Here is a 26425-nt window from a genome sequence, read left to right as displayed (position 1 = left end):
GATCAGCTGATGAGCGTTATTGTATGCTCGCCGGCGCGGCAGGCCGCTGCTCAGCCCTTGCTCGCCAGGGCAATGAGGGCGGCAGCCGTACGCTCGTCGGTGATGAGCCCGTTAACGAGCCTGCCCTTGAGGGCGGCATGGACAGGGCCGACCTTGCCCGGCCCAGCGGCCACGCCGACGCTGCGCCCGCGCGGCGGCACCACGGGGCGGACGGAGGTAACGCGCAGGTTGGTGCTGGCCTCCAACAGGCGGCCTTCGCCATCGAAGACCCAGCCGGCAATTTCCCCGACCGCGCCGCAGGCCATCAGCTCGTCGCGGTCTTCGCGCGTGATGAAGCCGTCGCGGTACATCTGGGCATGCACATCGACCTGGCCGATGCCGGAAAGGGTCAGGTCCGCCCTGTCCGCCAGCGCGCGCACGCGCACCACCGGATCGAGATTCATCAGGAGCTCGCGCTCCTCCGGCGTCGAGGCGACCACGGGCAGCGGCATCGGGTAATGGCGGGCCTGCGTCAGCTCGGCGAGCTTGTTCAGCACATCGAAGAAACCGGCCTCACCGCTCGGCGAAATGTTGCCCACCAGCGAGACGAGCTGGTGATGCGGGCATTCGATGCGCAGCACCTCATCCACCGCCGCGCGCAGGGTGCGCCCGGTGCCGAGCGCGATGATCTGCGGATCGGCAAGGCGCAGCGTCTGCTCCAGAAAGGCGGCGGCCGCCTTGCCCACACCATTGACGGCATCGGGGGTATCCGGGTCCGACGGCACGACGTCGCAGTAAGCCAGGCCGTAGATTTCGCCCAGCGTGCGCGCCAGCTCCATGCAGGCGGCGATGGGGTGATCGAGGCGGAAGGAAATCAGCCGCTCGCTGAGCGCCAGAGAGACGAGGCGCTGGGCAGTGGGGCGGGAGACATTGAGCTTGCGGGCAATCTCGTCCTGGGTGTTGCCGGCAACGTAATAGAGCCAGCCGGCACGGGCAGCATCGTCCAGGCGCGATCGCTCGCTGCTCGATAGAAGTGCCATGCTGATCGCCCCTTGCCCTTGTTCCTGCCAGCCCGGTCCTTGCCGGGCTGATCGCTGTTCCCGATTACGATTACACGAAACCGTCACGCGGCCCAAAGCGCTTAACGTGGGGGGCGCCCTCAGGCCGCGCCCAGCAGCGCCTCGCGCACCTCGGCCATGGAGGTATAAATGCGGTCGGCGCCATTTTCCGTCAGCACATCGCGTCCGTCGCCATGCGGGCCATGATCGTCGCGGTAGTGACTGCCGCCGATGAAGCCCCAGACTTCCATGCCGCCCGCCTTGCCGGCAATGACACCGCTGATGCTGTCTTCCAGCACCAGCGTGCGGGCCGGGTCCGCGCCCAGCTTTTCAGCCGCCATCAGGAACAGGTCGGGATGCGGCTTGCCGCGCGGCACCATGGCGGCGTTGTAGATATGGGCGCCGAAATATTCCTCCAGCCCGGCAAAATGCAGCGACATGCGAAGGCGGGGCTCGGCACTGGAGGAGGCAACGCAATAGGGCACCGGCAGCGCGCGCAGCAGGGCGACGATGCCGGCCATGGGCAGCAGCCCGGCCTTGAAATGGCCCAGCAGCACGGCCGACCATTCCTCCTGAAAACCGGCAGGCAGCGGGCGGCCGGTTTCTTCCTCATAGGCCTTGCGCACGCTGGGGAAAGCACGGCCGAGGAAACGTTCGATCACCTCACCGGTGGTGATCGGCATGCCATGCACCGTCAGCTCCTCCGCCAGCGAACTGGCGCTCAGCACCTCACTATCGACCAGCACGCCGTCACAATCGAAGATGACGGCATCGAAACGGCTGATATCGGGCAGGGACAAGGGGGACCTCGGCGGCGCTGGCGGGCAGGAAAACGGGGCTCCCGCATGACTGCGAGGCCCCGCCACATTAGCCGCCACGGGCCGGCATGCAAGACCGGCAGCCGGATCAGGCCGCGGTGAGCGTGTCCACCTTGGCAGTGAGGTCCGCGATATAGGGCGCGGTATCGAGGCTGCGGCCGGTGACGCGCTTCAGCGTTTCCTCCGGGGTGGAGGAACGGCCATAAGAATGGATGTTTTCCGCCAGCCAGCCGGCAAGCGGCGCATAGTCGCCGCCCTCCAGCCCGGCAGCCACCGACGGCACGTCGCGCGCCACGGCAAAGAGCTGCGAGCCCATGATGTTGCCCAGCGTATAGGTGGGAAAGGAGCCGACCATGCCCATCGACCAGTGCACATCCTGCAGCACGCCCTGAGCGTCGCTCGGCACCTCGATGCCCTGATAGGCCCTGATCTTCTCCGCCCAGATGGCCGGCAGATCCTTGACCTTGAGCGAGCCGTCCATCAGCGCCGCCTCGATCTCGCAGCGCATGATGACATGCAGGTCATAGGTCAGCTCATCCGCTTCCACGCGGATCAGGCCGGGGCGGCACTGGTTGACGGCAGCCCAGAATTCGGCGGCGGTAACATCGCCCAGCTGGTCGGGGAATTCGGCCTGAAGCTCGGGGAAGTGAATCTCCCAGAAGCGCTGCGAGCGGCCGACGCGGTTTTCCCACAGGCGGGACTGGCTTTCATGCATGCCGAAGCTGGCGCCGCCGACAGCATAGAGATTGACGAAATCGGTGGTGAAGGCCGAGCGGCTGAGCGCGGGCGCCACATTCTGCTCATACATGCCGTGCCCGGCCTCGTGCCAGGTGGCGAACATGCCGCCGGGCATCCAGGTTTCGCGGAAGCGGCTGGTAAGGCGCACATCGGCGCGGGTGAAGGAAATCTCGAACGGGTGCAGCGTGTCATCCAGCCGCCCGCGCGAAAAATCAAAGCCCATCTTCGCGGCGATATGCTTTGAAAATGCCTTCTGTGCCTCGACGGGAAAAGCGCGGGAGAGGAAGTCGCTGCGCGGCTGCCTTGCCGCCAGGGCGCGCTGGCCGAGCGGCAGCAGGGCCTCTTTCAGCTCCCCGAACAGGCGCTGGAGCGTGGCCCAGGTAACGCCGGGCTCATAGGTGGCGAGCAGCGCGTCATAGGGATGGCCTTCATACCCGATAGCCTCCGCAGTCTCGCGCTGCAACTGCATCATGCGCTCCAGCGCCGGGGCGAAGGAGGCAAAATCATTCTTCGCCCGCGCTTCGCCCCACAGGCGATTGGCGCGCATCTTGAGATCGGCCACTTCGCTGACGATACGGGCGGGGATGCGGTCCAGCGTGGCGATGGCGCCGGCAGCCTCCTCCACCGCGCGGCGGCGGATATCGCCGGCCGGGGCGGAAGCAAGCTCGGCGCGGGCAGCGGCGATGGCACCGCGCATGCCTTCCCCCACCGCCGTCTCGCGCGCCAGTTCGGTCACGGTGGCGAGGTGGGAAGCGCGGGCGGAAATGCTCTCCGGCGGCATCATCACCCGTGCGTCCCAGCTCAGGAGATTGGCGACACACAGGAGATCGTTGACCCGGGCGACTTCCTTCTCGAACGCGGCATAGCTCACGTTTTTATCTCCAGTTTTTATTTTGTCCGAACGATGGGCAGCAGCCGTTCAGGCCGCGGCTTCCGGCAGGCCGAAATGCTCCAGATGGCAGGAGGCACGATGTTCCGGCCCGCGCGGGGACAGCAGCGGCCGCTCCTTGAAGCAGCGCTCGAAGGCATGCGGGCAGCGGGTGGAAAAGAGGCAGCCTGCCGGCAGATTGACCGGACTTGGCAGTTCACCGCGGGTGGCGGCCTGCCCGCCCCGGCGCGCGGGATCCAGCTCCGGGGCGGCATCCAGCAGGGCGCGGGTATAGGGATGGCGCGGCTGCGAGAAGAGCCGGTCAGTCGGCCCGATCTCGATGATCTTGCCCAGATACATGACGGCCACCCGGTGCGCGATGTGGCGCACGAGGCGCAGATCATGCGCGACGAAGACGACGGTAAGGCTGAGCTTTTCCTGCAATTGCAGCAGCAGGTTCACCACCTGCGCCTGCACGGAAACATCGAGCGCCGAGACCAGCTCGTCCGCCACCAGCACGTCCGGCTCGACAGCAAGGGCGCGGGCGATGCCGATGCGCTGGCGCTGACCGCCGGAGAATTCATGCGGATAACGGTCCGCCGCATCCTGCGGCAGGCGCACCAGCTCCAGCAGCTCGGCAATACGCTCCGGAATCTGCGCGGCCGGGCGCATGCGGTGTACGGAAAGCGCCTCGGAGAGGATTTGCCGTACGGTCATGCGCGGATTGAGCGAGCTGTACGGATCCTGGAAAATCATCTGGACGCGGCGGTTGAAGGCGCGGCGGGCAGCCCCTTTCAGCTCGCCCACATCCTGCCCTTCAAAGCGCACCCGGCCATTGTCAGGCTCCAGCAGGCGCACCAGGCAGCGCGCCAGCGTGGACTTGCCGCAGCCGGACTCGCCGACGATGCCGACCGTCTCGCCGCGCCTGATCTGCAGATTGACGCCGTTCAGCGCGTTGACCGCCTGTGGCGGTTTGCCGGCAAGGCGGCGCATTAGCCCATGCGGCAGGGCAAAGCGCTTGTGCACCTCCTCAACCGACAGGAGCGGGCCGGCGTTGGACAGCGGTTCAGCCATGGAGCACGGCCTCCTGCTGGCCGACGGTCTGGTGATGGAAACAGGCAACCGCGTGGCCGGCAGAAAAATCCTCCAGCGGCGGACGGGCTGCCGTACAGCCGGCATCGGCAAAACCGCAGCGCGGCGCGAAGGCGCAGCCGGGCGGAATGGCAGCAAGGCCGGGCGGAGTCCCCTCGATGGAAAGCAGCATGGTGCGCTCCGCCCCCGAGCGCGGCACGGAGCCGAGCAGGCCGCGGGTATAGGGGTGATGGGGCTGGTAGAACACTTCCCCCACCGGCCCGGTCTCGACGATGCGGCCAGCATACATAACGGCCAGCCGGTCGCAGGTGGCGGCAACCACACCCAGATCGTGGGTCACGAGCACCACGCTCATCGCCAGCTCGTCCCGAAGCTCAAGGATAAGCTTCAGGATCTGGTCCTGGATGGTGACATCGAGCGCGGTCGTCGGTTCGTCCGCCAGCAGGAGGCGCGGGTTGCTGGCAAGGCCGATGGCGATCATCACGCGCTGGCGCATGCCGCCAGAGAACTGGTGCGGATAGTCGCCCAGGCGGCTCGCGGCCGCCGGTATGCCGACGAGGTCCAGGAGTTCAATCGCGCGCTTGCGGCGGCCGGCGGCATCGAGGCTGGTGTGGGCGCGCAGGTTTTCCTCGATCTGCACGGCCACCGGCAGCACCGGATTGAGGGCCGTCATCGGCTCCTGGAAGATCATGGCGATCTCCCCGCCCCGCACCTTGCGCATCTCGCGCTCGGACAGCGCCATCAGGTCGCGACCCTGCCAGCCGACATGGCCGGTGACCTCACCGGGCGCATGGATGAGCCGCATGATCGAGCGCAGCGTGATGCTCTTGCCTGACCCGGACTCTCCCACCAGCCCCAGCACCTCGCCGGGCATAACATCGAAGCTGATATTGTCGACAGCCGTCAGGCGCCGCCCGTTGGCGGCGGCAAAGGTCGTGGAAAGACCGCGTACGCTAAGGGCCGGCGCTGCGGCGACCATCTGTTCGGCGGCGCTCATCGCTTGGTCCTCATGAGTTCGGCAAGGCCGTCGCCCAGCAGGCTGAAGCCGAGGCCGGCGATGACGATGGCAATGCCGGGGAAAACCGACATCCACCAGGCGGTCGCCATGAAGTTCTTGCCATCGGCGATCTGCACACCCCATTCGGCCGCCGGCGGCTGGGCACCGAGGCCGAGATAACCGAGGCTGGAGCCGAGCAGGATGGCGAGCGCCATATCCGTCATCAGATAGACCATGGCCGGGGTGATGGCGTTGGGCAGCAGGTGGCGGAAGATGATGCGCGCCGGGCTGTAGCCCATGGCGCGGCCGGCATCGGCATAATCGAGCCGCTTCTGCACCTTCACCTCTGCGGCGATGAGGCGGGCATAGAACACCCAGTCCACCACGCCGACGGCGATATACATGTTGCCAAGCCCCGGCCCCAGCACCGCAACGATGGCAATGACCAGCACAAGGAAGGGGAAGGTGATCACGGCATCGACGATACGGCCGAAAATCGCCTCCGTCGTGCCGCCGACATAGCCGACGACGGCGCCGATAGCGGTGCCGAACACAAAGGGGCCGATGGTGGCGAAGACCGCCATCTGCAAATCGATGGTGGTGGCGTGGATGACGCGAGAGAGCACGTCGCGCCCGAAATTATCGGTGCCGAACGGGTGCGCCCAGCTGGGCGGCGCCATCAGGGCGTTATAGTCGAAAGCCAGCGGATCATAGGGCGCGAAGAGCGACGGAAAGACCGCGAGGATAAGCCCGCAGAGCAGAATGAAGCCGCCGCCCAGAAGCGGGGCCGGCAGCTTGCGCGGCAGGCGGAAGGCCCGGCGGCGGGCAGAAGGTGGAAGCGCCAGCGTCATCGCGCAACCCTCGGGTCCAGCCAGGCCTGGACGATATCGGTCAAAAGAAAGACGAACGAGACGATGACGGCAAGGGCAAGGGTGAGACCCTGCACCACCGGATAGTCACGCCCGTAGATGCTGTCGATCATCAGCCGCCCGGCGCCGGGAATGGCAAACACCGTTTCGGTGATGACGGCACCGCCCAAAAGCGTGCCGACGGAGAGGCCGAACAGCGTAACGGTAGAGATGAGCGCGTTGCGCAGCACATGGCGCATCAGGATGAGGCGCGCGGCAAGGCCCTTGGAGCGGGCAAAATCCACATACTCGGCATGCACCACGCCGATGATGGCGGCGCGCAGGTTGCGCATCAGCACCGCGGCAAGGCTGAGCGCCAGTGTCATGGCCGGCAGGAGCAGGTGATAGAGATGATCAAGAAAACCGTCACCATAACCGCCGGTCGGAAACCAGCGCAGCTGCGCGCCAAACAGCGTCAGCAGCACGAGGCCGACATAGAAGACCGGCATGGAAAGGCCGATCTGGAAGGTGCCGCGAATAAGCCCGTCACTCGCCTGCCCCTGCCGGAGCGCGGCGAGAAAGGCGAGCGGCACGGCCAGCAGCACGGCAAAGAGCGCGGCCAGACCGGTGAGCATCAGCGTGACCGGCAGACGCTGGGCCAGCAGTTCCACCACCGAAAGCTTCAGGTGGATGGAATTGCCAAGATCGCCGGTAAAGACGTTGCGCACGAAATAGAGGAATTGCACCGGCACCGGCTTGTCGAGCCCGAGCTCGGCATTGATGCGGACAACATCGGCATCCTTGGCGCGGTCGCCCAGAATGGCGCTGGCGGGATCACCCGGCAGCAGGCGCACCAGCACAAACACCACCACGAGGATAAAGGCCAGCGTGGGGATGAGCTGCAGGAGACGCCGGGAGATAAAGCTTAGGAGAGGCAATAACCCGGATCCGGTCACTGAAAGGGTTGAAACCATAAAGCCGGCGGCGGGTACGGCAGAAGCCTGCCCGCCACCGGCAATGAGGTCAGATCAGGCCGTTACTTGTCGAGCCAAGTCTTGGAGAAGATGTTGTTGCCCAGCGGAATCTGCAGGAAACCGTGCACCTTCTTGCTGAGAGCGACCGGATAGGGCGTCTCATAGAGCGGAACAATCGGACCGGTCGTGTTAAAGACTTCCTGGATCTTCTTGTATTCATCGGCCCGCTTGGCGGGATCCAGTTCCTGCTGGGAAGCCTCAAAAAGCTTGTCTACCTCGTCATTCTTCCAGCCGGAGTGCAATGCACCGATGGTGGGTGAATAAGCGAAGTAGGACGTGATCTCATTCGGATCGGCGATGTCATCCGTCCACGCGGCCATCCGCATGGCGAAGGTACCCTTGCGGTACTGGTCGGTGAGGGTGGCGTTATCGACCTGCTGAAGCTCCAGCTTGACGCCGATCTGCCCCCACATCTGCTGCAGCGCCGTGCCTATACCGATCTGATCCTGGTTGCCGGCCAGCACCAGCACGCTGGTGGAGAAGCCATCGGCATAACCGGCCTTCTTGATCAACTCCTTGGCCTTGGCGAGGTCATAGGGATAAAGCGGCTTGTCGCCGGCGTGCAGCGGGGTTGCCGTGGACATGAAGGAGGTCATCGGCGTGCCCACACCGTGGGTCACGATCTGGATGATCGCCTGCTTGTTGGTGGCGTAGTTGAGCGCCTGACGCACTTCCCCGCTGGCCAGCGGGTTCTTCTTGCCGTCCAGTTCCGAACGCACATTGACGGTTACATACTGCACGCGAGTGGAGGGGAAGAGCTCCATCTTGATGCCGTCGGCATTCTTGAGCTCGTCCACACGGGCGTAGGGAATGAACTCGGCGCCCTGAATCTCGCCCGACTGCAGGCGCAGGATACGTGTGGCATCATCAGGAAGAACTTCAAAATCGATGCCGTCGAGATAGGGCAGCGGCTTGCCGTCCTCACCCTTGTCCCAGTAGTGCGGGTTGGCGACCAGCTTCATGCTGGATCCGCGTTCCCACGAGGCGAGCATGAACGGGCCGGAGGTAATCGGGTGCTCGGCAAAAGCCTGCGCCTTGTCCTTGTCCGTCTCGCCCTTGGAAGCCTCGAAGGCCTTTTCCGGCAGGATAGCGGAGTTAAACACCGTCAGTGCCGACAGGATGGCCGGATCAGTATGGGCAAGCGAGATGACGACGGTCTTGTCGCCTTCCGGCTTCACATCCTTGATGGAGGTGAGCAGGAAATTCCAGACACCATTATCGGGATTGGCGGCGCGCTTCAGCGACCAGGCGACATCCTCGGCCGTGATCGGCGAGCCGTCGGAGAACTCGATGCCGTCGCGCAGCGTCAGCGTTAGAGTAAGGCCGTCATCCGACATCTTCCATTCGGTCGCGAGGCCCGGCTGGATGCCCTTGCCGTCATCGGTCGGCTGCAGCAGCGTGTCGTAGAGATTGGAGAGGATCCAGATATCGACATTGGCGTCGTTCAGCACCGGATCAAGGAAAAGACTATCGGCATAACGGCCATAGGTAAGCGTACCACCCCGCTCGACAGCCATTGCGGCGCTGGTCGCGGCAGAGCTGACCCCAATCAGCAGCGCCGCGGCAAGAGCGGACCTCAACATCATCTTCATCTGTTCTACCCCTCAGTTCGTAAAGCCACCTACTGTTATATATCTGTAGGACGATAGGCATGACCCCGAAGATGAGTCAACGCGCCTTTCGTCACCCCGTGCACGGGCGGCACAACCATTCAACGAATAAAGCCGCCGCCAACCGTCGCATCAGGCGGATACGGCTCTGAAAGGCGCAATCATGGCGCTTGTCGAAAACCGAACAAGCGTGATAGCTGATGATAACAGTTGAGGAAACTGCCCGGCCATGAAGTTCCATATCGACAGAGACCTGCCGATTCCGATCCGCCTCCAGCTGAAGGGGCTGATCGAATACGGTATTGCCGGTGGCGAGCTGCAACCGGGCGAGCCGCTGCCCAGCGTGCGCGAGCTGGCCGACATGATCGGCGTGGCACCGATGACGGTCAGCCAGGTCTATCGCGAGCTGAAAAGCGCAGGGCTGATCGACACCCGCCCCGGCTCCGGCACCTTCGTGACCGCCAATACGCAGGCCAGCATGATCGCCCGGCCGGAAGCAGCCCTGCTGCGCCAGCACATCGATGCGCTGATCGATGAAGGCCTTGCGATGGGGCTCGGCTCGAGCGAGCTGTCGGCTCTCGTCAACGCCCGCCTTTTTTATCGCACCAGCCTTGGCCGCAGCATCGCGGTGGTGATGGTGGGCCTGTTTGCCGGCGCGACGGCAAGTTACGCCCGCTATATCGCCGCGCGCATCGGCGGCAATGCCACCGTCGCGCCGATGACGCTGGATGCCATCCAGCGCGACAGCGAGCTGAAGGCCCGCGCCGGCTCAGCCGACCTTGCCATTACCTTCGCCTATCTCCAGCGCGAGGTGGTGAGCCTGCTGCCCAATACGCGCGTCGTCTCCATCGCCTTCATCCCGTCAGAGGAAACAAGGCGGGCGCTTGCCTCGCTGGATTCGCGCCTGACCGTCGGCGTCATCTCGCGCTTCCCCAACTTCCTGCCGATCATGAAGGCGGGTGTGATGCGCTTTGCCCCGCATGTGGCCGATATCGTCGCCGCCACGCTGGACACGCCGGAGATGACCGGCGTGCTCGAGGAAGCCGATGTCATCATCTACGCCACCGGCGCCGAAGGTGTACTGCCGCAGATCGGGCCGGAAACGCCGGCCATCGAATACCGCCACTCCCCCGACCCTGCCGATATCGAACGGGTCGTCCTGCCCATCATCCGCTCGCTTGGTGCGGATTTCAGCCCCGAGGAACAGGAAGCATCATGAAGGTCGAAGCGACCAACTGGCAGCAGCTCGACGATTACCTGAAGACCGATGACCGCGCCGTGGTGCCGCTGGGCAGCACAGAGCAGCACGCTTTCCTGTCGCTTTCCGTCGACAGCATCCTGTCCGAGCGGGTGGCGCTGGAAGCGGCCGAGCCGCTGGGCATCCCGGTTTTCCCGGCCATTCCTTATGGCGTGACGCCCTATTTCCTCGATTATCCCGGCTCCATCAGCCTGCGGGTCGAGACCTATGTACGGCTGGTGCGCGATATCCTCGACAGCCTGAAGGCACAGGGTTTTCGCCGTATCCTGCTGGTCAACGGCCATGGCGGCAACCAGCCGGCCGGCAGCCTTGCCATCGAGTGGATGGCAGACAATCCCGGCGTGGCGGTGAAATTCCACAACTGGTGGAACGCACCCAAAACCTTCGCCAAGGTGCAGGAGATCGACCCCGTCGCCTCCCACGCCTCCTGGATGGAGAACTTCCCCTGGACGCGGCTTGCCGGTGTCGTGCAGCCGACGCAGCAGAAGCCGATGGTCGATTTTGCCCGCATGCGGGTGATGGACCCGAAGGCAGTACGCAAGCTGCTGGGGGACGGCAATTTCGGCGGCTATTACGAGCGGCCGGATGAAGAGATGCAGGCGATCTGGGATGTTGCCGTCGCCGAGACACGCGAGCTGATGGAGGGCCCGTGGTCGTGAGCGGCTCTCCTATCCTGATCTGGGGCGCGGGCGCGATTGGCGGCACGCTGGGGGCCGCCTTTATCCGCGCCGGTGAAAAGGTGGTCTTCGTCGATAATGTGCCGGAGCATGTGGCGGCGATCCGCCAGCAAGGCCTGCGCATCGCCGGCCCTATTTTTGAAGATGTCGTGCATGCCCCGGCCTTTCTGCCGGAAGAGCTGGAAGGCACCTTCGAGCGCTGTTTCCTGGCGGTAAAGGCGCTGCACACCGAAGGCGCGATCAAACAGATGGCGCCGCATGTGGCGGAAAACGGCTTTGTCGTCTCCGCCCAGAACGGGCTTAACGAGCAGGTCATCGCCCGCGTGGTGGGCGCCCGGCGCACCATGGGCTGCTTCGTCAATTTCGGCGCCGATTATCTGGAGCCGGGCGTGGTGCATTACAGCGGCCATGGCGCGACGGTGATCGGCGAGATTGACGGCAGCCTCACGCCGCGCGTCCAGGACATCTATGCGCTCTACAAGGGGTTCGAGCCGGAAAAGGCGGTACTGACGCAGAACATCTGGGGCTTCCTGTGGGGCAAGCTGGTTTATGGCGCCCTCTTGTTTGCCACCGCCGTGACGGACGACAGCATTGCCGATGTGCTGGATGACAAGCGCTTCCGCCCGGTGCTGACGGCGCTGGCGCTGGAAGTGGGCGCCGTTACCCGGGCCGAGGGCGTAAAGCCGGAAGCCTTTGACGGCTTTGACCCGATGGCCTTTGCCCCGGATGCCGCGCCGCAAGCCACCACCAAATCCTTTGACGATATGGTGGCGCATAACCGCCGCTCGACGAAGACCCACTCCGGCATCTGGCGCGACCTTGCCATCCGCAAGCGCCGCACCGAGGTGGATGCCCAGCTGGGCCCGATTGTGGAGACCGGTAAACGCGTTGGTGTGCCGACCCCGCTGACCGCCCGGCTGATTGAACTGATCCACGATATCGAGGAAGGCCGCCGCCAGCTGGTGCCCGAGAACCTCGATGTGCTGGCCGCAGAAATGCCGGCCTGACAGGAGAGACCACCTCATGCTTATCGGCTTTGAAGGGCGCACCGTTCTGGTGACCGGCGCTGCCCACGGCTTCGGCCGCGCCATCGCCCTTGCCTTCGCCAGCCGCGGCGCCACGGTTTATGCCGGCGACGTGAATGAGGAAGGCCTTGCCGAAACTGCCCGCCTTGGCGGCGCGACGGTCAAGACACGGCGCCTTGATGTTTCCAACCGCGAGGCCGCACAGGCGCTTGCCGGCGAGATTGCGGCCGGCAATGGCGGCAAGGGCATCGAGATCCTCGTCAACAATGCCGGCGGCGTGCGCGGGCAGGTCGGCCGGCCGATCGAGGAGATCAGCGCCACTGACTGGCAGACCATCTTCGATGTCAATCTGAGCGGCGCCTTTTATATGACGCAGGCGGCAGCGCCGGGCATGAAGGCGGCGGGTTTTGGCCGCGTCATCAACATCTCCAGCGGCGCCGGGCTTGGCATCAGCCTGACCGGCATCCAGGCCTATGCCAGCGCCAAGGCGGGGCAGATTGGCCTCACCCGCCAGCTTGCCCATGAGCTGGGGCCGTTTGGCATTACCGTCAACAATGTCGCGCCCGGTTTCGTGCGCTCCAACCCCACCACCGAGCGCCAGTGGGACGCGATGGGGGAAGAAGGCCAGCAGCGCCTCCTCAATAACATCGCGCTCAAGAAACTCGGCACGCCGGACGATATCGCCCATGCGGTGCTGTTTTTTGCCAGCGAGCAGGCCGGCTGGATTTCCGGCCAGGTGCTGAGTGTGGATGGTGGCAAATGAGTGCTGTTGAAGACTATCTCGCCGCCCGGCAGGAAAGCGCGCTGGGTGAGCTGAAGGACTATTGCCGCATCGCCAGCGTCAGCACCGACCCGGCTTTCAAGGCCGGCATTCTGAAAGCAGCCGCCTTCCTGAAAGCGCGGCTGACGCAGGCGGGTTTCCCTATCGTCGAGATCGTGGAGACGGGCGGGCATCCGGCCGTGGTTGCCGAGTGGTGCACTGTGCCGGGCGCGCCGACGGCGCTCATCTATGGCCATTACGATGTGCAGCCACCCGATCCGCTGGAAAAATGGGTGACGCCGCCCTTCGAGCCCGCTGTGCGGGACGACCGGCTTTATGCCCGCGGCGTTTCCGACGACAAGGGGCCGCTGCTGATCCCCATTCTGGTGGCCGAGGCCTTTGCCAAGGTGACCGGCGGCCTGCCGATGAACCTCAAATTCATCATCGAGGGCGAGGAAGAATCCGGCAGCCCGCATTTTGAGCCGACGGTGGCCCGCCTCGCCGAGCGTCTGGCTTGTGACTATGTGCTCTCCGCCGATGGCGCCATGTGGCGGGCGGACCTGCCCTCCATGACCGTGGCAAGCCGCGGCCTTGTGGCACTGGATGTGGTGCTGCACGGCGCCGGCAAGGACCTGCATTCCGGCCGCCATGGCGGCAGCGCCCCCAACCCGCTGCGCGCGCTGGTGGCGATGCTGGCAAGCCTGCATGACGCCGACGGCACTGTGACCGTGCCGGGTTTTGCCGACGGCATTACCCCGCCCGACCCGGCGGTGCTGGAGGGCATCCGCGCCGCCGGCATGAAGACGGCGGATTACCTTAAAAGCATCGGCGCGCCGGTGCCGGAAAACCCGATTTCCGGTGAGGAATTGCTGGAACGGCAATGGCTGCGCCCGACGCTGGAATTCAACGGCATCACCGGCGGTTATGGCGGCCCCGGCACCAAGACGGTGATCCCCGCCGAAGCCGGCGCCAAGATCACTTGCCGCCTCGTGGCCGGGCAGAAGCCGGCGAAGGTGGTGGAGGCCATCGAGCAGCATTTGAAAGCGGTGACACCACCGGGTTACCGGCTGGAGGTGCACAGCCACGGGCCGGGCAGCGAGGCCTTTGCGCTGGACCCGACCCTGCCGGCGCTCGGCATTGCCGAAGGTGTGCTGGGCGAACTGATGGGCGCGCACCCGCTGCGCGTTGCCATGGGCGCGACGGTGCCGATTGGCGCCGTGTTCAAAAAACATCTCGGCGTCGGCATGGTTTATTTTTCCTTCTCGACCTCCGACGAGGATTATCACGCCCCCAACGAGTTCATGCGGCTTGCCAACTTCCGCATGGGCCAGGTGGCGTGGGCGCGCCTGCTGGAACGACTGGCCGCGGCAGGCAAACCGGCATGAGCGCGGGCCGGCCAGACGAGGCTATCGCCTTTGCCGGCGTGGCCGAGCTTGGCCGGCTCTACCGGAGCGGCAAGCTGACGCCCCTGGCGGTGGTGGAAGCCGCCCTCACCCGACTGGCGCGACTGGAACCAAGACTCAACGCCTTTGCCGACCCGATGCGGGAAGCGGCGCTGGCTGACGCCGCCGCCCGCACGGCGGAACTCGCGGCCGGCACGGATCTGGGGCCGCTGCACGGCATCCCGGTTGCCATCAAGGACCTGATTGCGGTTGCCGGCACACCGACCGGTTATGGCAGCAAGGTGCGGGCGCCGGAAATTCAGGCTACGGACGCCGAGCTGGTGCGCCGCCTCCGCGCGGCCGGCGCCATCCTCCTCGGCAAGACCAACCTGCTGGAATATGCCTATGGCATCGCCCACCCCGAGATCGGCCAGACCAACAATCCGCATGATCCGGGCCGCACCTCCGGCGGCTCCAGCGGTGGATCGGCGGCAGCGGTTGCCGCCAGCATCGTGCCGCTGGCGATTGGCACCGATACCGGCGGCTCCATCCGCATCCCCGCTTCCTATTGCGGCATCGTCGGCCTGAAGCCGAGTTACGGGCTGGTGCCGCTGGACGGCGTGTTTCCGCTCTCCTGGTCACTCGACCATGCCGGGCCACTGGCCCGCAGCATCGAAGATGCCCGCCTTGCCCTTGCCTGCCTTGCCGGCGACCCCACCCTTGCCGCCCCGGCTCCTGTGGCGCTGGACGGGCTGCGGCTTGGCATTCTTACCCGGCATATGAAGAGCCCCGAGAACACGCCCGGCGTCGCGGCCGCGATGACGGCGGCGCTCGCCGCGCTGGAGGCAAAAGGCGCAAGGCTGGTGCCGCTGGACCTGCCGGCCCTTGAAGGCATCAACCGGGCGCTCATCCATCTGCTGCTGCCGGAAGCCGCGCTGATCCATGAGGGGCTCTACTCCGAAAACCCTGCCGGTTATGCCCCGGGCACAAGGCGGCGGATCGAGGAAGGGCAGCGGGCAAGCGGGCTTGATTATGTGCGCGCCGGGCGCCACCGGCAGGCATTGCGCGCCGAGGTGGAAGCCGCCTTTGCCGGGGTGGATGTGCTGCTGAGCCCGAGTGTGCCTTTTGCCGCGCCGGTGGAAGACCCGGAACTGGCCGAGGGCGCGGAAGGCGAAATCCTCGCCAGCGGATTTGCCAACATGACCGGCCATCCGAGCCTCAGCCTGCCGGCGGGGCTTGACGGGCACCTGCCTGTCGGGCTGCAACTGACGGGGCCGCTGGGGCAGGATGGCCGGCTGCTGGCGATTGCCGCCGCGCTGGAAGCCGCCCTGCCGAAACCGCCCAGACCTGCCTTTGCCGGCTGAGTTTTCTTTCCCCTTCTTTTTCGTCCTTTCCAACCCCTGAGACCCGTCCCGATGCCGCTCGATACCGCCACCCTCGCCGCCCGGCTTGGCCGTCTTTCCACCGCTCTTGCCAGCGACATGCTGAAGGACCAGAACCTTATGGAGCGGGCGGGCCCGGTGCTGACGGCGATGACCCCGCCGGAGCCCGGCACCAGCATCGCGGGACCGGTGCTGACCATCCAGTTCCTGCCCGGCCGGCCGGAGCTGAGGGAGCGCAAGGGGCCGCCGCTCAATTTCGAATTCATCGACACCTTGCAGCCGCATGAGGTGGTGGTGCTGGCGGCCGGCGGCAGCCTGAAGGGCGCGGTGCTGGGCGACATGATCGCCACCCGCGCGGCTCATCTGGGCTGCCGGGGCGTGCTGGCGGATGGCGCCGTGCGCGACCTTGATGACCTTGCCGATGTTGGCCTGCCGGTGATGGCACAGGGCATCGCGCCGATGGCGGCCCATGCCACGCTGGTGCCGGTGGCAAGCCGCTGCCCGGTGCGTTTTGGCGAGGTGACGGTGCTGCCCGATGACTGGGTGCTGGCCGACCGCAACGGCACACTCTTCCTGCCCCGCGCGCTTGCCGAGCTGGCGATAGAGCGGCATGAGGAAACAGCGCTCAAGGAGCGATTTTCCCGCACGCTGCTGGAGGCCGGCTTTCGCCTGACCGAGGTGTTTCCGCTGCCGCCCGCGCTGATGCCGTTTCTGGAGGCCTATCGCACCGATGGCTCCGTGCCTGCAGCCGACGCCGTGCGCAAGGCGCTGGCCGGGGCGTAAGGCGCACCGCGCAGCTACCGGCGCAGCCGCACCGGCTTTCCATCAGGCGAGAAACGGCGCACGCTTTCGCGGCGCGGCATTGACTCCAAAAGCCGGGCTCTGGCTTTGTTGGCGGCAAGTTATCAGCGCCGTCGGCCCTCTGGCCACCGCGGCCCTTCTTGGCAAACAGGACAGGTCAATGGAAAAACTCAAGATCACCGCCGGCCCCTTCACCTTCGATGCCGTGCTGGAAACGGAAAAGGCGCCGAAGACCTGCGCTTCCTTCCTCAAGCGCCTGCCCTTCATCAGCAAGGTGGTGCATGTGCGCTGGAGCGGCGAGGGTGTGTGGATTCCGCTCGGCGACTATGATTTTGAAGTCGGCTACGAAAACCACACCAGCTATCCGGCGCCGGGCCAGTTCCTGCTTTATCCGGGCGGCATCAGCGAGACGGAAATCCTGCTGGGGTATGGCGGCGTGCAGTTTGCCTGCAAGATGGGCCAGCTGGCCGGCAACCACTTCCTCACCATCACCTCCAATCTCGACAAGCTGCCGGAGCTTGGCCGCATGACCCTGTGGGAAGGCGCCCAGGACATCCGCTTCGACAAGGCCTGAGGCCACACGAACAGAAAAGGCCCGCTTCCGGCAACGGCAGCGGGCCTTGTTGTTTCTGCCCCTCCTCCACACCGCCCTCAGGAAAAGAGAAAAGGCCCGCCCCATGCTGCACAGCGCCCTTGGTTTTCGTGGCGGCGTAACCGCCCCGCACCGTGCCGCCGCCCTTGCCGGGCGCGACGTGCTTATGGCGGGCGGCGATGCCATTCAGGCAATGGTAGCGGCGGCCGCGACCATCGCCGTGACCTACCCGCACATGAACGGCCTTGGCGGCGATGCCTTCTGGCTCATCAAGCGCAAGGGGGAGGCGCCGGTTGCCATTTCCGGCAGCGGGCGGGCGGCGGCACTGGCCACCCCCGGCTGGTATGCCGAACGCGGCCATGCAGCCATCCCCACCCGGGGCAGTCATGCCGCCCTCATCGTGCCCGGCGCGGTGGCCAGCTGGCAGAAGGCGCTGGAGCTGGTGCCAGCCACCAAGCGCCTGCCGCTGAAGACCCTGCTGGCCGAGGCCATCCACTACGCGCGGGACGGCATGGCGGTGACCGGCAACCAGGCCGAAACGACGAGGGGCAAACTCGCCGGCCTCAAGGACCAGACCGGTTTTGCCGAAATCTACCTGCCCGGCGGCGCCCCGCCACTGGCCGGCATGAAGATGCAGCAGCAGGCGCTTGGCGCCTTGCTCGATGCCCTCGCCGAAGACGGGCTGGAGAGTTTTTACAACGGCGACATTGCCGCGACCCACGGGCGCTTCCTGAAAAGCGAGGGCAGCCCGCTCAGGCAGGAAGACTTCACCGGTTTTGCCGCCACCCGCGAAACCCCGCTGACCGTCACCACCTCCGCCGGGCGGCTCTACAACATGGTGCCGCCGACGCAGGGCGTCGCCTCGCTGATGATCCTGGCGCTGTTCGACCGGCTGGGGGTGACCGAGGCGGAAGGTTTTGACCATCTGCACGGGCTCATCGAGGCGACCAAACAGGCTTTTCGCCTGCGCAACCGCGATCTGGGCGATCCGGACGCCATGGCGGAGCCGGCGCAGGACTGGCTCACCGCCAGCCGGCTGGACGCGCTGGCAGCGGGCATCGACATGTCCCGCGCGCAGGAATGGCCGGACCCGGAGCGCAAGGGCGACACCATCTGGATGGGGGCGATGGATGCGGAGGGCACCAGCGTCAGCTTTATCCAGAGTGTGTTCTGGGAGTTCGGCTCCGGCCTTACCTGCCCGACGACCGGCATTGTGTTCGAGAACCGCGGCGCGGGTTTTTCGCTGACGCCCGGCCCCAACCAGCTTGCCCCCGGCAAACGCCCGTTCCACACGCTGAACCCTGCCCTGGCCGAGCTGGCGGACGGGCGGGTGATGGCCTATGGCACCATGGGCGGCGACGGCCAGCCGCAAACGCAGGCCGCGCTCTTTACCCGCTATGCCCATTTCGGCCAGGGCCTGCAGCAGGCCATCACCGCGCCGCGATGGCTGCTGGGCAAAACCTGGGGCGATGCCAGCACGACACTGAAGCTGGAAGGCCGCTTCGACCCGGCACTGGTGGCAGCGCTTGCCGGCGCCGGCCATGTGGTGGAGCGGGTGGCGGACTTCAGCGACATGATGGGCCATGCCGGCGCGCTGGTGCGCCACCCGGACGGGCTTATTGAAGGGGCAAGCGATCCGAGATCGGACGGCGCGGCAGTGGTGTTCTGAGGGGCTAACCGCGTCAAAGCACCGCGCCCGCGCCCCGTGCCCCGGCAGCGCCGGCCACGGACTTGCCCCAACCGCCGGAGCCGGATTGATGCTATGACCGGCCAGCGGCCAACCAAAACAGGGAAACAGACTTGGATTATCTGAACGATGCCATCCTGGGCGTGATCGAAGGGATCACCGAGTTTCTGCCGATCTCCAGCACCGGCCATCTGCTGATCGCCGAACATTGGCTCGGCGCCCGTTCCGACACATTCAATGTGGTGATCCAGGCCGGTGCCATCCTGGCGGTGACGATCATCTACTGGAAGCGCATCGTCTCGCTGCTCCTGGGCTGGCGGAACCCGGAAAACCGGGCCTATGCCGGCAAGCTGATTGTCGCTTTCCTCATCACCGCCGTGCTCGGCCTCATCGCCAAGAAACTCGGCTTCAAGCTGCCGGAGACGATCCAGCCCATCGCCTGGGCGCTCATCATCGGCGGTTTCTGGATGATCGCGGCGGAACGCATCGCCGCGCGTTTCCCGGACCGCAAGGAAGTGACCTGGACGGTTGCCATCGTGGTGGGCGTGGCGCAGATCATCGCCGGCATCTTCCCCGGGACCTCCCGCTCCGCCGCCACCATCTTCGCGGCGATGCTGACGGGCACCAGCAACCGGGCGGCGGCAACCGAGTTCGCTTTCCTCGTCGGCATTCCCACCATGTATGCGGCGAGCGGCTATGAGCTTTTCAGCCAGTTCCGCCACAATGAAATGCAGGCGGACTGGACGGGGCTGGGCATTGCCTTTGTTGTCTCCACCATCACCGCCTTCATCGCGGTAAAATGGCTGCTCGGCTTCATCCAGACGCACCGTTTCACGTCCTTTGCCATCTACCGCATCCTCTTCGGTGCGGCCCTGCTGGGACTGGCGGCGACGGGCGCGCTTTAAAACAAGCGATCCTCAGGCGGCTGACGCAAGAAGCCCGTTCCAACCGGCGGAAGCGCCAGCGGACCTGAATGTCCTGTCCCAGTAGCCGCGCAATGACGAGGCGGGAGAAGGCCGCAAAATGGAGCCCGCACATGGCGCGGCTACCGTGTTTCAGGTAGCGTCTGCGGATGAGCACTCTGGCGGCATTCGGCGAGTATATTGTCTTCATTGACGAAAGCGGCGACCACGGGTTGATGTCAATCGACCCCGAGTTCCCGCTTTTTGTGCTGGTTTTTGTGATCGTCGAGAAGGCTGCTTACTTGCAGCGTGTCGTACCAGCGATGAAGGCCTTAAAATTCGATTTCTGGGGGCACGACACGGTTGTCCTCCACGCTCATGAAATCCGCAAACCGAGGGGGGATTTTTCTTTTCTCCAAATAAGGGAGAGACGGGAAAAATTCCTCGCCGCCCTTAACGGGCTTGTTGCCGGCATGCCGATAACAATCGTCGCCGCAGCGATCGACAAGCTACAGCTTGCCCAACGGTATAAGTCGCCCTTTAACCCCTACCATGTCGCTCTTGGCCTTTGCATGGAGCGAACGAACAGATTTCTGAGAGCCCACGGACAAGAGGGCAGATTAACCCACCTGATTGCGGAAGCCCGCGGGGAGCGTGAGGACGCCGAACTGGAGTTGGAATTCCGCCGGGTGATGGACGGCCAAGGACTGCTTCCCTACCGGACCGATGGCACGCCGTTTGAAATGCGGATCACCAGCAAGAAGATCAATTCCGAAGGTCTGCAACTGGCCGATCTGGTTGCCCACCCCATCGGGCGTCACATCCTGAAGCCTGATCAACCCAACCGGGCCTTTGAGATCCTGCGGAGCAAATTTCTGACGAATGCAGAGGGCGAATTCGCAGGCTGGGGGCTCAAAATTTTCCCCTGAAAAGCGAAGGGCCCCGGTTTTCACCGAAGCCCAACGCCGACCGGATATTTCCAATCCACTTGTTCCCAGATATGGGCACATGACCCGGCCCTGTCAATCTCCTCGGATTGCACTCGCCCTGCTCACCCGGCGAAATAAGCCGGCTGGTCGATATCCTCGATGAGCCCGGGTCCGGTGGGGTCCCAGCCGAGCAGCGCGCGGGTCTTCTCACTGGACGACAGATTATTCATCGCCGCGAAATGGGCAAACCAGCCGAAATGGGCGGCGGCGGCTTCCGTCGTCAGGCTTACCAGCGGTAGGTTCAGGCGGCGGGCGATGACGGCAGCGATGTCGCGGAACGGCACACCGCTTTCCGCCACCGCATGGAAACGCTGGCCGGAGGGGGCGCGGCCCTCCGCCAGCGCTTCCAGCGCCAGCCGGTAGGCCCGGCCTGCATCCAGCCGGTGCACGCCCGGCCAGACATTGGCGCCCTCCCCCACATAAGCCGCGCTGCCCTTGGCCCGCGCCATGGCGATCAGCATCGGCACGAAGCCATGATCGCCCACACCATGCACCGAAGGCGGCAGGCGCATGGTGCCGACGGTCACGCCCAGTTTCTGCACTTCGGCCGCCGCTTCTTCCGACGCGACACGCGGCACGATTTCGGAGGTGACGCTGCAGGCATCCTCTTCGGTAATCGCCCGGCCCTCGGCACGGATGCCGGCCCCGGTGCCGGTGGTGATGACCAGCGGCTTGCCCGAACCGGCAAGGGCCTGTCCCAGAGCGAGGATGAGCTTGCGGTCTGTCTCGCAGTTGGCCTTGAACTTTGAAAAATCATGATCGAAGGCGGTGTGGATGATGCCGTCGGCACGCAGCGCGCCGGCGCAGACACTCTCCACATCATAGATATCCCCGCGCACTGGCTCCGCGCCGGTAGCGGCAAGTCTGGCCGCCCCGTCATCGCTGCGCACCAGCCCCAGCACCTGATGGCCGGCCGCGAGCAGATCCGATACCACGGCGGAGCCCACAAACCCGGTGGCTCCGGTTACAAAGACGCGCATCCCGTCTCTCCTGATTTTTAATTCTGATCGCCCGAACTGACGGAAAGGCCTTGGGCGCTGCCTGGCCCCTCCCCTCTGCCCCGCCCAGTCACCCAAGGGCGAAGGCGGGGATCGTCGCCGCCCATCAGCGGCCACGGCAAAAACCTATCCGCTTGAGATCAGACGATCCATGCGCCAAAGTCGGAGTTTCTTTCGCCATCGTCTGAAACAAGGCCCTCCCGCCGATGGATCCGCTCTCCGACGTGCTCTCGCTTTTAAAGCCGCAGAATTATCTCTCCGCCGGCATGGAAGCGGCGGGTGACTGGGCGATCCAGTTTCCCGACCAGACCGGCACCATCAAATGCGGGGCGGTGGTGACGGGCAGCTGCTGGCTGGCGGTGGAGGGGGTGGACGAACCCGTGCGCCTTGTCCCCGGCGATGCGTTCCTGCTGCCCGCCGGCCGGCCCTTTCGTCTGGCGAGTGACCTGTCGCTGGAAGCCCGCCCCGCGTCCTCCGTTTTCCCACCGGCCGGGCGCGGCGCGGTGGTGCGGGTGACGCGGATCGGGGAAGAGGCACAGGGCGCCCCGGCCAGTGCGAACGGCGTGACCGGTCCCCGCAACGGGGACACCCCCAGCAACAGCCAGACAGCCGACGAAGACTGCCTGATCGTCAGTTGCCGCTTCGGCCTTGCCGGTCCGCACGCCGCCTTCCTCACTGGCCTGTTGCCACCCATCGTTCATCTGCGCGAGGGGGCGGGCAAAGCGGCGCTGCGGGTATGGGTGGAAGGCATGATGCGCGAGCTACGGGAGCCGCAACCGGGCGGCAGCCTCATCATCCAGCATCTGGCGCATATGATCCTGGTGGAAGCGCTGCGGCTGCATGTAGCCGCCCCCGGAAAAGGCAGCACCGGCTGGCTCTTCGCCCTTGCCGACCGCCAGATGGGCACGGCCATCCGGGCGATGCATGAAGAGCCCGGCCGCCGCTGGACACTGGAAGCCCTCGCCCGCGAAGCCGGCATGTCCCGCGCCAGCTTCGCGCTCAAATTCAGACAGGCCGTCGGCCAGCCCCCGATGGACTACCTCACCCGCTGGCGCATGCTGCTGGCAAGCGACCGGCTGGCGGCACGGGCGGAGCCGGTGGGGAAAGTCGCGCTATCGCTGGGGTATGAGTCAGAGAGTGCGTTCAGTACGGCGTTCAAGCGGGTGATGGGGCGGGCTCCTAGATACGATTTAGTCATGAAAGGACAAGGTTAGTCCATTTCCTCATCGAATTTTTTAGCCATTTCGTCCCCATTAAGTGAACGGTGCGGAAAATCGGACCACGTTTCCAAATCAACTTCAGTGATATTAAGAGAAAAGTCATTTCCATTATTTATAATTTCGTAAAATTTTAAATTACGGCAGCGCCCATCTAGCGCCCTAACAATCGAAAACTTCACCTCCTCGCTACAGCGCAACCCGAACACGACTTCCTCCATTTCTAACGGCGATTCCTGAATTCCTTTTGCCCCCAAGAGTCGCCACTCTCTCTCGTACTTCCAGTCCTCTGCCTTTCTCAGAAGTACAGCTTCATCGACGCGCGCTTGAGCAGCTTGCCGCCCCTCAAGCATCGCCTTCACGTCACTAGCTTTGACAAGGCGATTGCCGCCATATTTTATCCGGTATACCGAGCGTGAAATTTCACTTGGAACTGAATATCCGATACAAATTCCCCGATGTTGGTCTCCATAGTGGCTCCACATCAATGGGCATTCGCACCGCGAGGCCAACGAAAATACTCCCTTGTCGTAGCGCCCAAGCAGCTCCTCTCTAATCGTAATATCTAACAAATACCTTTTGATATCCTCCGGCCCCCAAAAGGGATTCGAGGACCTGTGCTCCACACCGCTCAGTAAACTAGACGCCCCTTGACTAACTAATTTCTTTATATGTTCGACAGTTTTGGGACCGCTATAACGTAAATTGTTCGCAGCTGCTTTGAGCTCCTCGCTCAGTCGACGCTGATATAACTCTGACAATACCCACTCCAATTCGGGAGTGTCCAGATCGAGTTCGATTCCTGGCTTTGTGTCTAACGGATCGTTAAATGAGCTTGGATCTGAAAAATAGATCTGATCTGAAATAAGTAAATCGAGCGCCCTACTGCTAAATGCACGATATTTATAGAGCCTTCGGGGAATTCGGGACACTACCAAAGCTCCTTCTCATAGGCGCACGGTGACTTCACTCAAGGCTGGACTACGAAGTGTTTCTTTGTAGTTCGACAGTCACGTCGCGTTGCAGCGCAATCATCTCGAAGGGGCGCCGCGGAGGCAATCCACACATTGGATTAAAATATGCAACTCAGTTCCATCCCTGGAGCCGTCTTCTCCCATCTACCCTCGCGCCTAAAATGCTCAAGGCCCCGTCGCTTTCGCAACGGGGCCTCGATCATTTTGGGTGCGGGGGCAGGATTTACCGCCCCGTCCACCTTGCGGTGGCCGTTGCGTTGCCCTACGCGGCAGTGCCGCTCCGGGCCGAACCTGTGCAAGGCTTCTCTCATCTGTCCACCGAGCCCATAAAAGCAAAGACCCCAGCGCTTTGGGCACTGGGGTCTTTGCTTTTATGGGTGCGGTGCCTGGCTTTGAACCTGAGCAGTCTTCTCTCATCTACCACCACACCGAGAATACGACAAAGGGGCCTCCCTTTCGGAAGGCCCCTTTGTCGTATTTGGGTGCGGGGGCAGGATTTGAACCTGCGGCCTTCAGGTTATGAGCCTGACGAGCTACCGGGCTGCTCCACCCCGCAGGGGTGCGATTGTGCTGGTGGAGAGGCCGGAGAAGGGGGAGCGGGCAGAGTTTGAAGAGGGAAGCTGTGTTCTGTTTGATTGATAGACCTGGCGATGACCTACTCTCCCACGTCCTGACGACGCAGTACCATTGGCGCTGAAGGATTTCACGGCCGAGTTCGGAAAGGGATCGGGTGTTTCGCCTTCGCCAGGACCACCAGGTCGATTAATCAAACAGATGTTTGCAAGCGCGCTTGCTGGCAAACAGGGTTGTTTCTTGATCCGAGTAACCCGTGCGGGGTGCCTCTTGGTGGAGGACTTGCATGTATAACGGAGTGGAGTGAACAAGCCGGTCGGGCAATTAGTAACGGTAAGCTTCACGCATTACTGCGCTTCCACATCCGTCCTATCAACGTGGTGGTCTTCCACGGCCCTGATAGGGAGTTCTGGTTTTGAGGTCGGCTTCCCGCTTAGATGCTTTCAGCGGTTATCCGTTCCGCACTTAGCTACCCGGCGATGCCGCTGGCGCGACAACCGGTACACCAGAGGTGCGTCCATCCCGGTCCTCTCGTACTAGGGACAGCTCCTCTCAAAACTCCTACACCCACGGCAGATAGGGACCGAACTGTCTCACGACGTTCTGAACCCAGCTCACGTACCTCTTTAAATGGCGAACAGCCATACCCTTGGGACCTGCTCCAGCCCCAGGATGAGATGAGCCGACATCGAGGTGCCAAACACCCCCGTCGATGTGGACTCTTGGGGGGTATCAGCCTGTTATCCCCGGCGTACCTTTTATCCGTTGAGCGATGGCCCTTCCATGCGGAACCACCGGATCACTATGACCGACTTTCGTCTCTGTTCGACTTGTCTGTCTCACAGTCAGGCAGGCTTATGCCATTGCACTCGACGGCTGATTTCCGACCAGCCTGAGCCTACCTTCGCACGCCTCCGTTACTCTTTGGGAGGCGACCGCCCCAGTCAAACTACCCACCATGCAGGGTCCCGGACCCGGATAACGGGCCGCGGTTAGATATCAGGATACTCAAGGGTGGTATTTCAAGGATGGCTCCATCCGAGCTGGCGCCCGAACTTCAAAGCCTCCCACCTATCCTACACATGAGAACCCTGATACCACTGCAAAGCTGTAGTAAAGGTGCACGGGGTCTTTCCGTCTGACCGCGGGTACGCCGCATCTTCACGGCGAATTCAATTTCGCTGAGTTGGTGTTGGAGACAGCGGGGCAGTCGTTACGCCATTCGTGCAGGTCGGAACTTACCCGACAAGGAATTTCGCTACCTTAGGACCGTTATAGTTACGGCCGCCGTTTACCGGGGCTTCGATTCAAAGCTCTCACCTCTCCTCTTAACCTTCCGGCACCGGGCAGGCGTCAGACCCTATACGTCGTCTTGTCGACTTCGCAGAGCCCTGTGTTTTTGCTAAACAGTCGCCACCCCCTGGTTTGTGCCCCCGGCCCCTGCTTGCGCAAGAACCGGGCCTCCTTCTCCCGAAGTTACGGAGGTATTTTGCCGAGTTCCTTCAACACCATTCTCTCAAGCGCCTTGGTATACTCTACCAGCCCACCTGTGTCGGTTTGGGGTACGGTCTTGATGATGGGGCTATTTCCCGGAAGTCCTTGGCTGCCAGACCAATCCAATAAGGTCTGACAACGTCCAGCCTTCGTCACCTCCATCAGGTCACGGAATATTAACCGTGTTCCCATCGACTACGGCTTTCGCCCTCGTCTTAGGGGCCGACTGACCCTGCGCGGATTAGCCTTGCGCAGGAACCCTTGGGCTTTCGGCGGGAGTGTTTCTCACACTCCTTGTCGCTACTCATGTCAGCATTCTCACTTCTGATACCTCCAGGACCCCTCACGGGTATCCCTTCACAGGCCTACAGAACGCTCCGCTACCACGTGATCTAAAAGATCACATCCACAGCTTCGGTATATGGCTTGAGCCCCGGTACATCTTCGGCGCAGGATTGCTTAACTAGATCAGTGAGCTATTACGCTTTCTTTAAAGGATGGCTGCTTCTAAGCCAACCTCCTGATTGTCTTGGCCTTCCCACATCCTTTCCCACTTAGCCATAATTTGGGGACCTTAGCTGGTGGTCTGGGCTGTTTCCCTCTTGACGACGGACCTTATCACCCGCCGTCTGTCTGCCGTGCTCTACTCACCGGTATTCGGAGTTTGGTTAG

Annotated in this window: 22 protein-coding genes, 1 tRNA gene and 2 rRNA genes (1 of these 25 only partly in view); 12 read left to right on the top strand and 13 right to left on the bottom strand. The window is 63.7% G+C overall.

The annotated features are described in order from the left end of the window. Positions 1-50 precede the first annotated feature (50 nt). The 8 genes from QTL98_RS06370 to QTL98_RS06335 all read right to left on the bottom strand — a co-directional run bounded on the left by QTL98_RS06370 (position 51) and on the right by QTL98_RS06335 (position 9024). Positions 51-1019, bottom strand: a complete 969-nt coding sequence (locus tag QTL98_RS06370; protein WP_445681385.1) for a sugar-binding transcriptional regulator — start codon at positions 1017-1019, stop codon at positions 51-53. A gap of 119 nt (positions 1020-1138) precedes the next feature. Further along, on the bottom strand, positions 1139-1837 hold the full coding sequence (locus QTL98_RS06365; RefSeq protein WP_445681384.1) for an HAD family hydrolase: 699 nt from the start codon (positions 1835-1837) through the stop codon (positions 1139-1141). A 106-nt stretch (positions 1838-1943) separates the two neighbouring features. Next, positions 1944-3464, bottom strand: coding sequence for a carboxypeptidase M32 (locus tag QTL98_RS06360; protein WP_445681383.1), 1521 nt, complete (start codon positions 3462-3464; stop codon positions 1944-1946). 48 nt (positions 3465-3512) lie between these two features. Further along, positions 3513-4535 (bottom strand): ABC transporter ATP-binding protein, encoded by a 1023-nt coding sequence (locus QTL98_RS06355; RefSeq protein WP_445681382.1) that lies wholly within the window; start codon positions 4533-4535, stop codon positions 3513-3515. Further along, entirely contained in the window at positions 4528-5550 is a 1023-nt protein-coding gene (locus QTL98_RS06350) for an ABC transporter ATP-binding protein (RefSeq protein ID WP_445681381.1), read from the bottom strand. Before QTL98_RS06350 ends, QTL98_RS06355 begins: the two co-directional genes overlap by 8 nt. Next, complete coding sequence (locus QTL98_RS06345) at positions 5547-6401, bottom strand: ABC transporter permease (RefSeq protein ID WP_445681380.1); 855 nt, start codon at positions 6399-6401, stop codon at positions 5547-5549. The genes QTL98_RS06350 and QTL98_RS06345 overlap by 4 nt, the downstream gene beginning before the upstream one ends. After that, complete coding sequence (locus QTL98_RS06340) at positions 6398-7336, bottom strand: ABC transporter permease (protein ID WP_445681379.1); 939 nt, start codon at positions 7334-7336, stop codon at positions 6398-6400. The genes QTL98_RS06345 and QTL98_RS06340 overlap by 4 nt, the downstream gene beginning before the upstream one ends. A 98-nt stretch (positions 7337-7434) precedes the next feature. Then, positions 7435-9024, bottom strand: coding sequence for an ABC transporter substrate-binding protein (locus QTL98_RS06335; RefSeq protein WP_510637536.1), 1590 nt, complete (start codon positions 9022-9024; stop codon positions 7435-7437). 247 nt (positions 9025-9271) lie between these two features. On the opposite strand from QTL98_RS06335, the gene QTL98_RS06330 reads away from it, so the two are divergent. The 11 genes from QTL98_RS06330 (at position 9272) to QTL98_RS06280 (ending at position 20437) form a co-directional block, all read left to right on the top strand. Then, entirely contained in the window at positions 9272-10261 is a 990-nt protein-coding gene (locus tag QTL98_RS06330) for a GntR family transcriptional regulator (RefSeq protein ID WP_445681377.1), read from the top strand. Continuing rightward, entirely contained in the window at positions 10258-10959 is a 702-nt protein-coding gene (locus QTL98_RS06325) for a creatininase family protein (RefSeq protein WP_445681376.1), read from the top strand. The genes QTL98_RS06330 and QTL98_RS06325 overlap by 4 nt, the downstream gene beginning before the upstream one ends. Continuing rightward, complete coding sequence (locus tag QTL98_RS06320; protein ID WP_510637535.1) at positions 10950-11984, top strand: ketopantoate reductase family protein; 1035 nt, start codon at positions 10950-10952, stop codon at positions 11982-11984. The genes QTL98_RS06325 and QTL98_RS06320 overlap by 10 nt, the downstream gene beginning before the upstream one ends. Positions 11985-12000: 16 nt before the next feature. Beyond that, positions 12001-12765, top strand: coding sequence for an SDR family NAD(P)-dependent oxidoreductase (locus QTL98_RS06315; protein ID WP_445681374.1), 765 nt, complete (start codon positions 12001-12003; stop codon positions 12763-12765). Then, positions 12762-14147 (top strand): dipeptidase, encoded by a 1386-nt coding sequence (locus QTL98_RS06310; RefSeq protein ID WP_445681373.1) that lies wholly within the window; start codon positions 12762-12764, stop codon positions 14145-14147. Before QTL98_RS06315 ends, QTL98_RS06310 begins: the two co-directional genes overlap by 4 nt. Then, a complete protein-coding gene (locus QTL98_RS06305; protein ID WP_445681372.1) occupies positions 14144-15508 on the top strand; it encodes an amidase in 1365 nt (454 codons plus the stop codon). Before QTL98_RS06310 ends, QTL98_RS06305 begins: the two co-directional genes overlap by 4 nt. Before the next feature lie 51 nt (positions 15509-15559). After that, positions 15560-16309, top strand: coding sequence for an RraA family protein (locus tag QTL98_RS06300; RefSeq protein WP_445681371.1), 750 nt, complete (start codon positions 15560-15562; stop codon positions 16307-16309). A 178-nt stretch (positions 16310-16487) separates the two neighbouring features. Then, positions 16488-16901, top strand: a complete 414-nt coding sequence (locus tag QTL98_RS06295; RefSeq protein ID WP_445681370.1) for a DUF3830 family protein — start codon at positions 16488-16490, stop codon at positions 16899-16901. A gap of 103 nt (positions 16902-17004) precedes the next feature. Then, complete coding sequence (locus QTL98_RS06290) at positions 17005-18588, top strand: gamma-glutamyltransferase family protein (protein ID WP_445681369.1); 1584 nt, start codon at positions 17005-17007, stop codon at positions 18586-18588. 131 nt (positions 18589-18719) lie between these two features. Next, a complete protein-coding gene (locus QTL98_RS06285; protein ID WP_445681368.1) occupies positions 18720-19511 on the top strand; it encodes an undecaprenyl-diphosphate phosphatase in 792 nt (263 codons plus the stop codon). 167 nt (positions 19512-19678) lie between these two features. Next, positions 19679-20437, top strand: a complete 759-nt coding sequence (locus QTL98_RS06280; protein WP_445681367.1) for a DUF3800 domain-containing protein — start codon at positions 19679-19681, stop codon at positions 20435-20437. Between the two features lie 122 nt (positions 20438-20559). On the opposite strand, the gene QTL98_RS06275 is transcribed toward QTL98_RS06280, so the two are convergent. After that, positions 20560-21477 carry an SDR family oxidoreductase gene (locus QTL98_RS06275; RefSeq protein WP_445681366.1) on the bottom strand — a complete coding sequence of 306 codons (918 nt, stop codon included), beginning with the start codon at positions 21475-21477 and terminating at the stop codon, positions 20560-20562. A 224-nt stretch (positions 21478-21701) separates the two neighbouring features. On the opposite strand from QTL98_RS06275, the gene QTL98_RS06270 reads away from it, so the two are divergent. Continuing rightward, the gene (locus tag QTL98_RS06270; protein ID WP_445681365.1) at positions 21702-22709 is read left to right on the top strand and encodes an AraC family transcriptional regulator; all 1008 of its coding nucleotides are present in this window, start codon (positions 21702-21704) and stop codon (positions 22707-22709) included. Here QTL98_RS06270 and QTL98_RS06265 read toward each other — a convergent pair. From QTL98_RS06265 to QTL98_RS06250, 4 genes are all read right to left on the bottom strand, one after another. Continuing rightward, a complete protein-coding gene (locus tag QTL98_RS06265; RefSeq protein ID WP_445681364.1) occupies positions 22706-23644 on the bottom strand; it encodes a DUF2971 domain-containing protein in 939 nt (312 codons plus the stop codon). The two genes, QTL98_RS06270 and QTL98_RS06265, sit on opposite strands and share 4 nt — an antisense overlap. A 521-nt stretch (positions 23645-24165) precedes the next feature. Further along, a tRNA-Met gene (locus QTL98_RS06260) sits at positions 24166-24242 on the bottom strand. An 86-nt stretch (positions 24243-24328) separates the two neighbouring features. After that, positions 24329-24444: ribosomal RNA gene (gene rrf, locus QTL98_RS06255) — 5S ribosomal RNA — on the bottom strand. Positions 24445-24562: 118 nt separating this feature from the next. Continuing rightward, positions 24563-26425: ribosomal RNA gene (locus QTL98_RS06250) — 23S ribosomal RNA — on the bottom strand (it continues 980 nt past the right edge of the window).

The organism is Radicibacter daui, from assembly GCA_030657355.1.
GTDB lineage: Bacteria > Pseudomonadota > Alphaproteobacteria > Radicibacterales > Radicibacteraceae > Radicibacter > Radicibacter daui.
The sequence above is the reverse complement of the archived record's forward strand: the minus strand, read 5'-3'. Positions and strand labels throughout refer to the sequence as shown.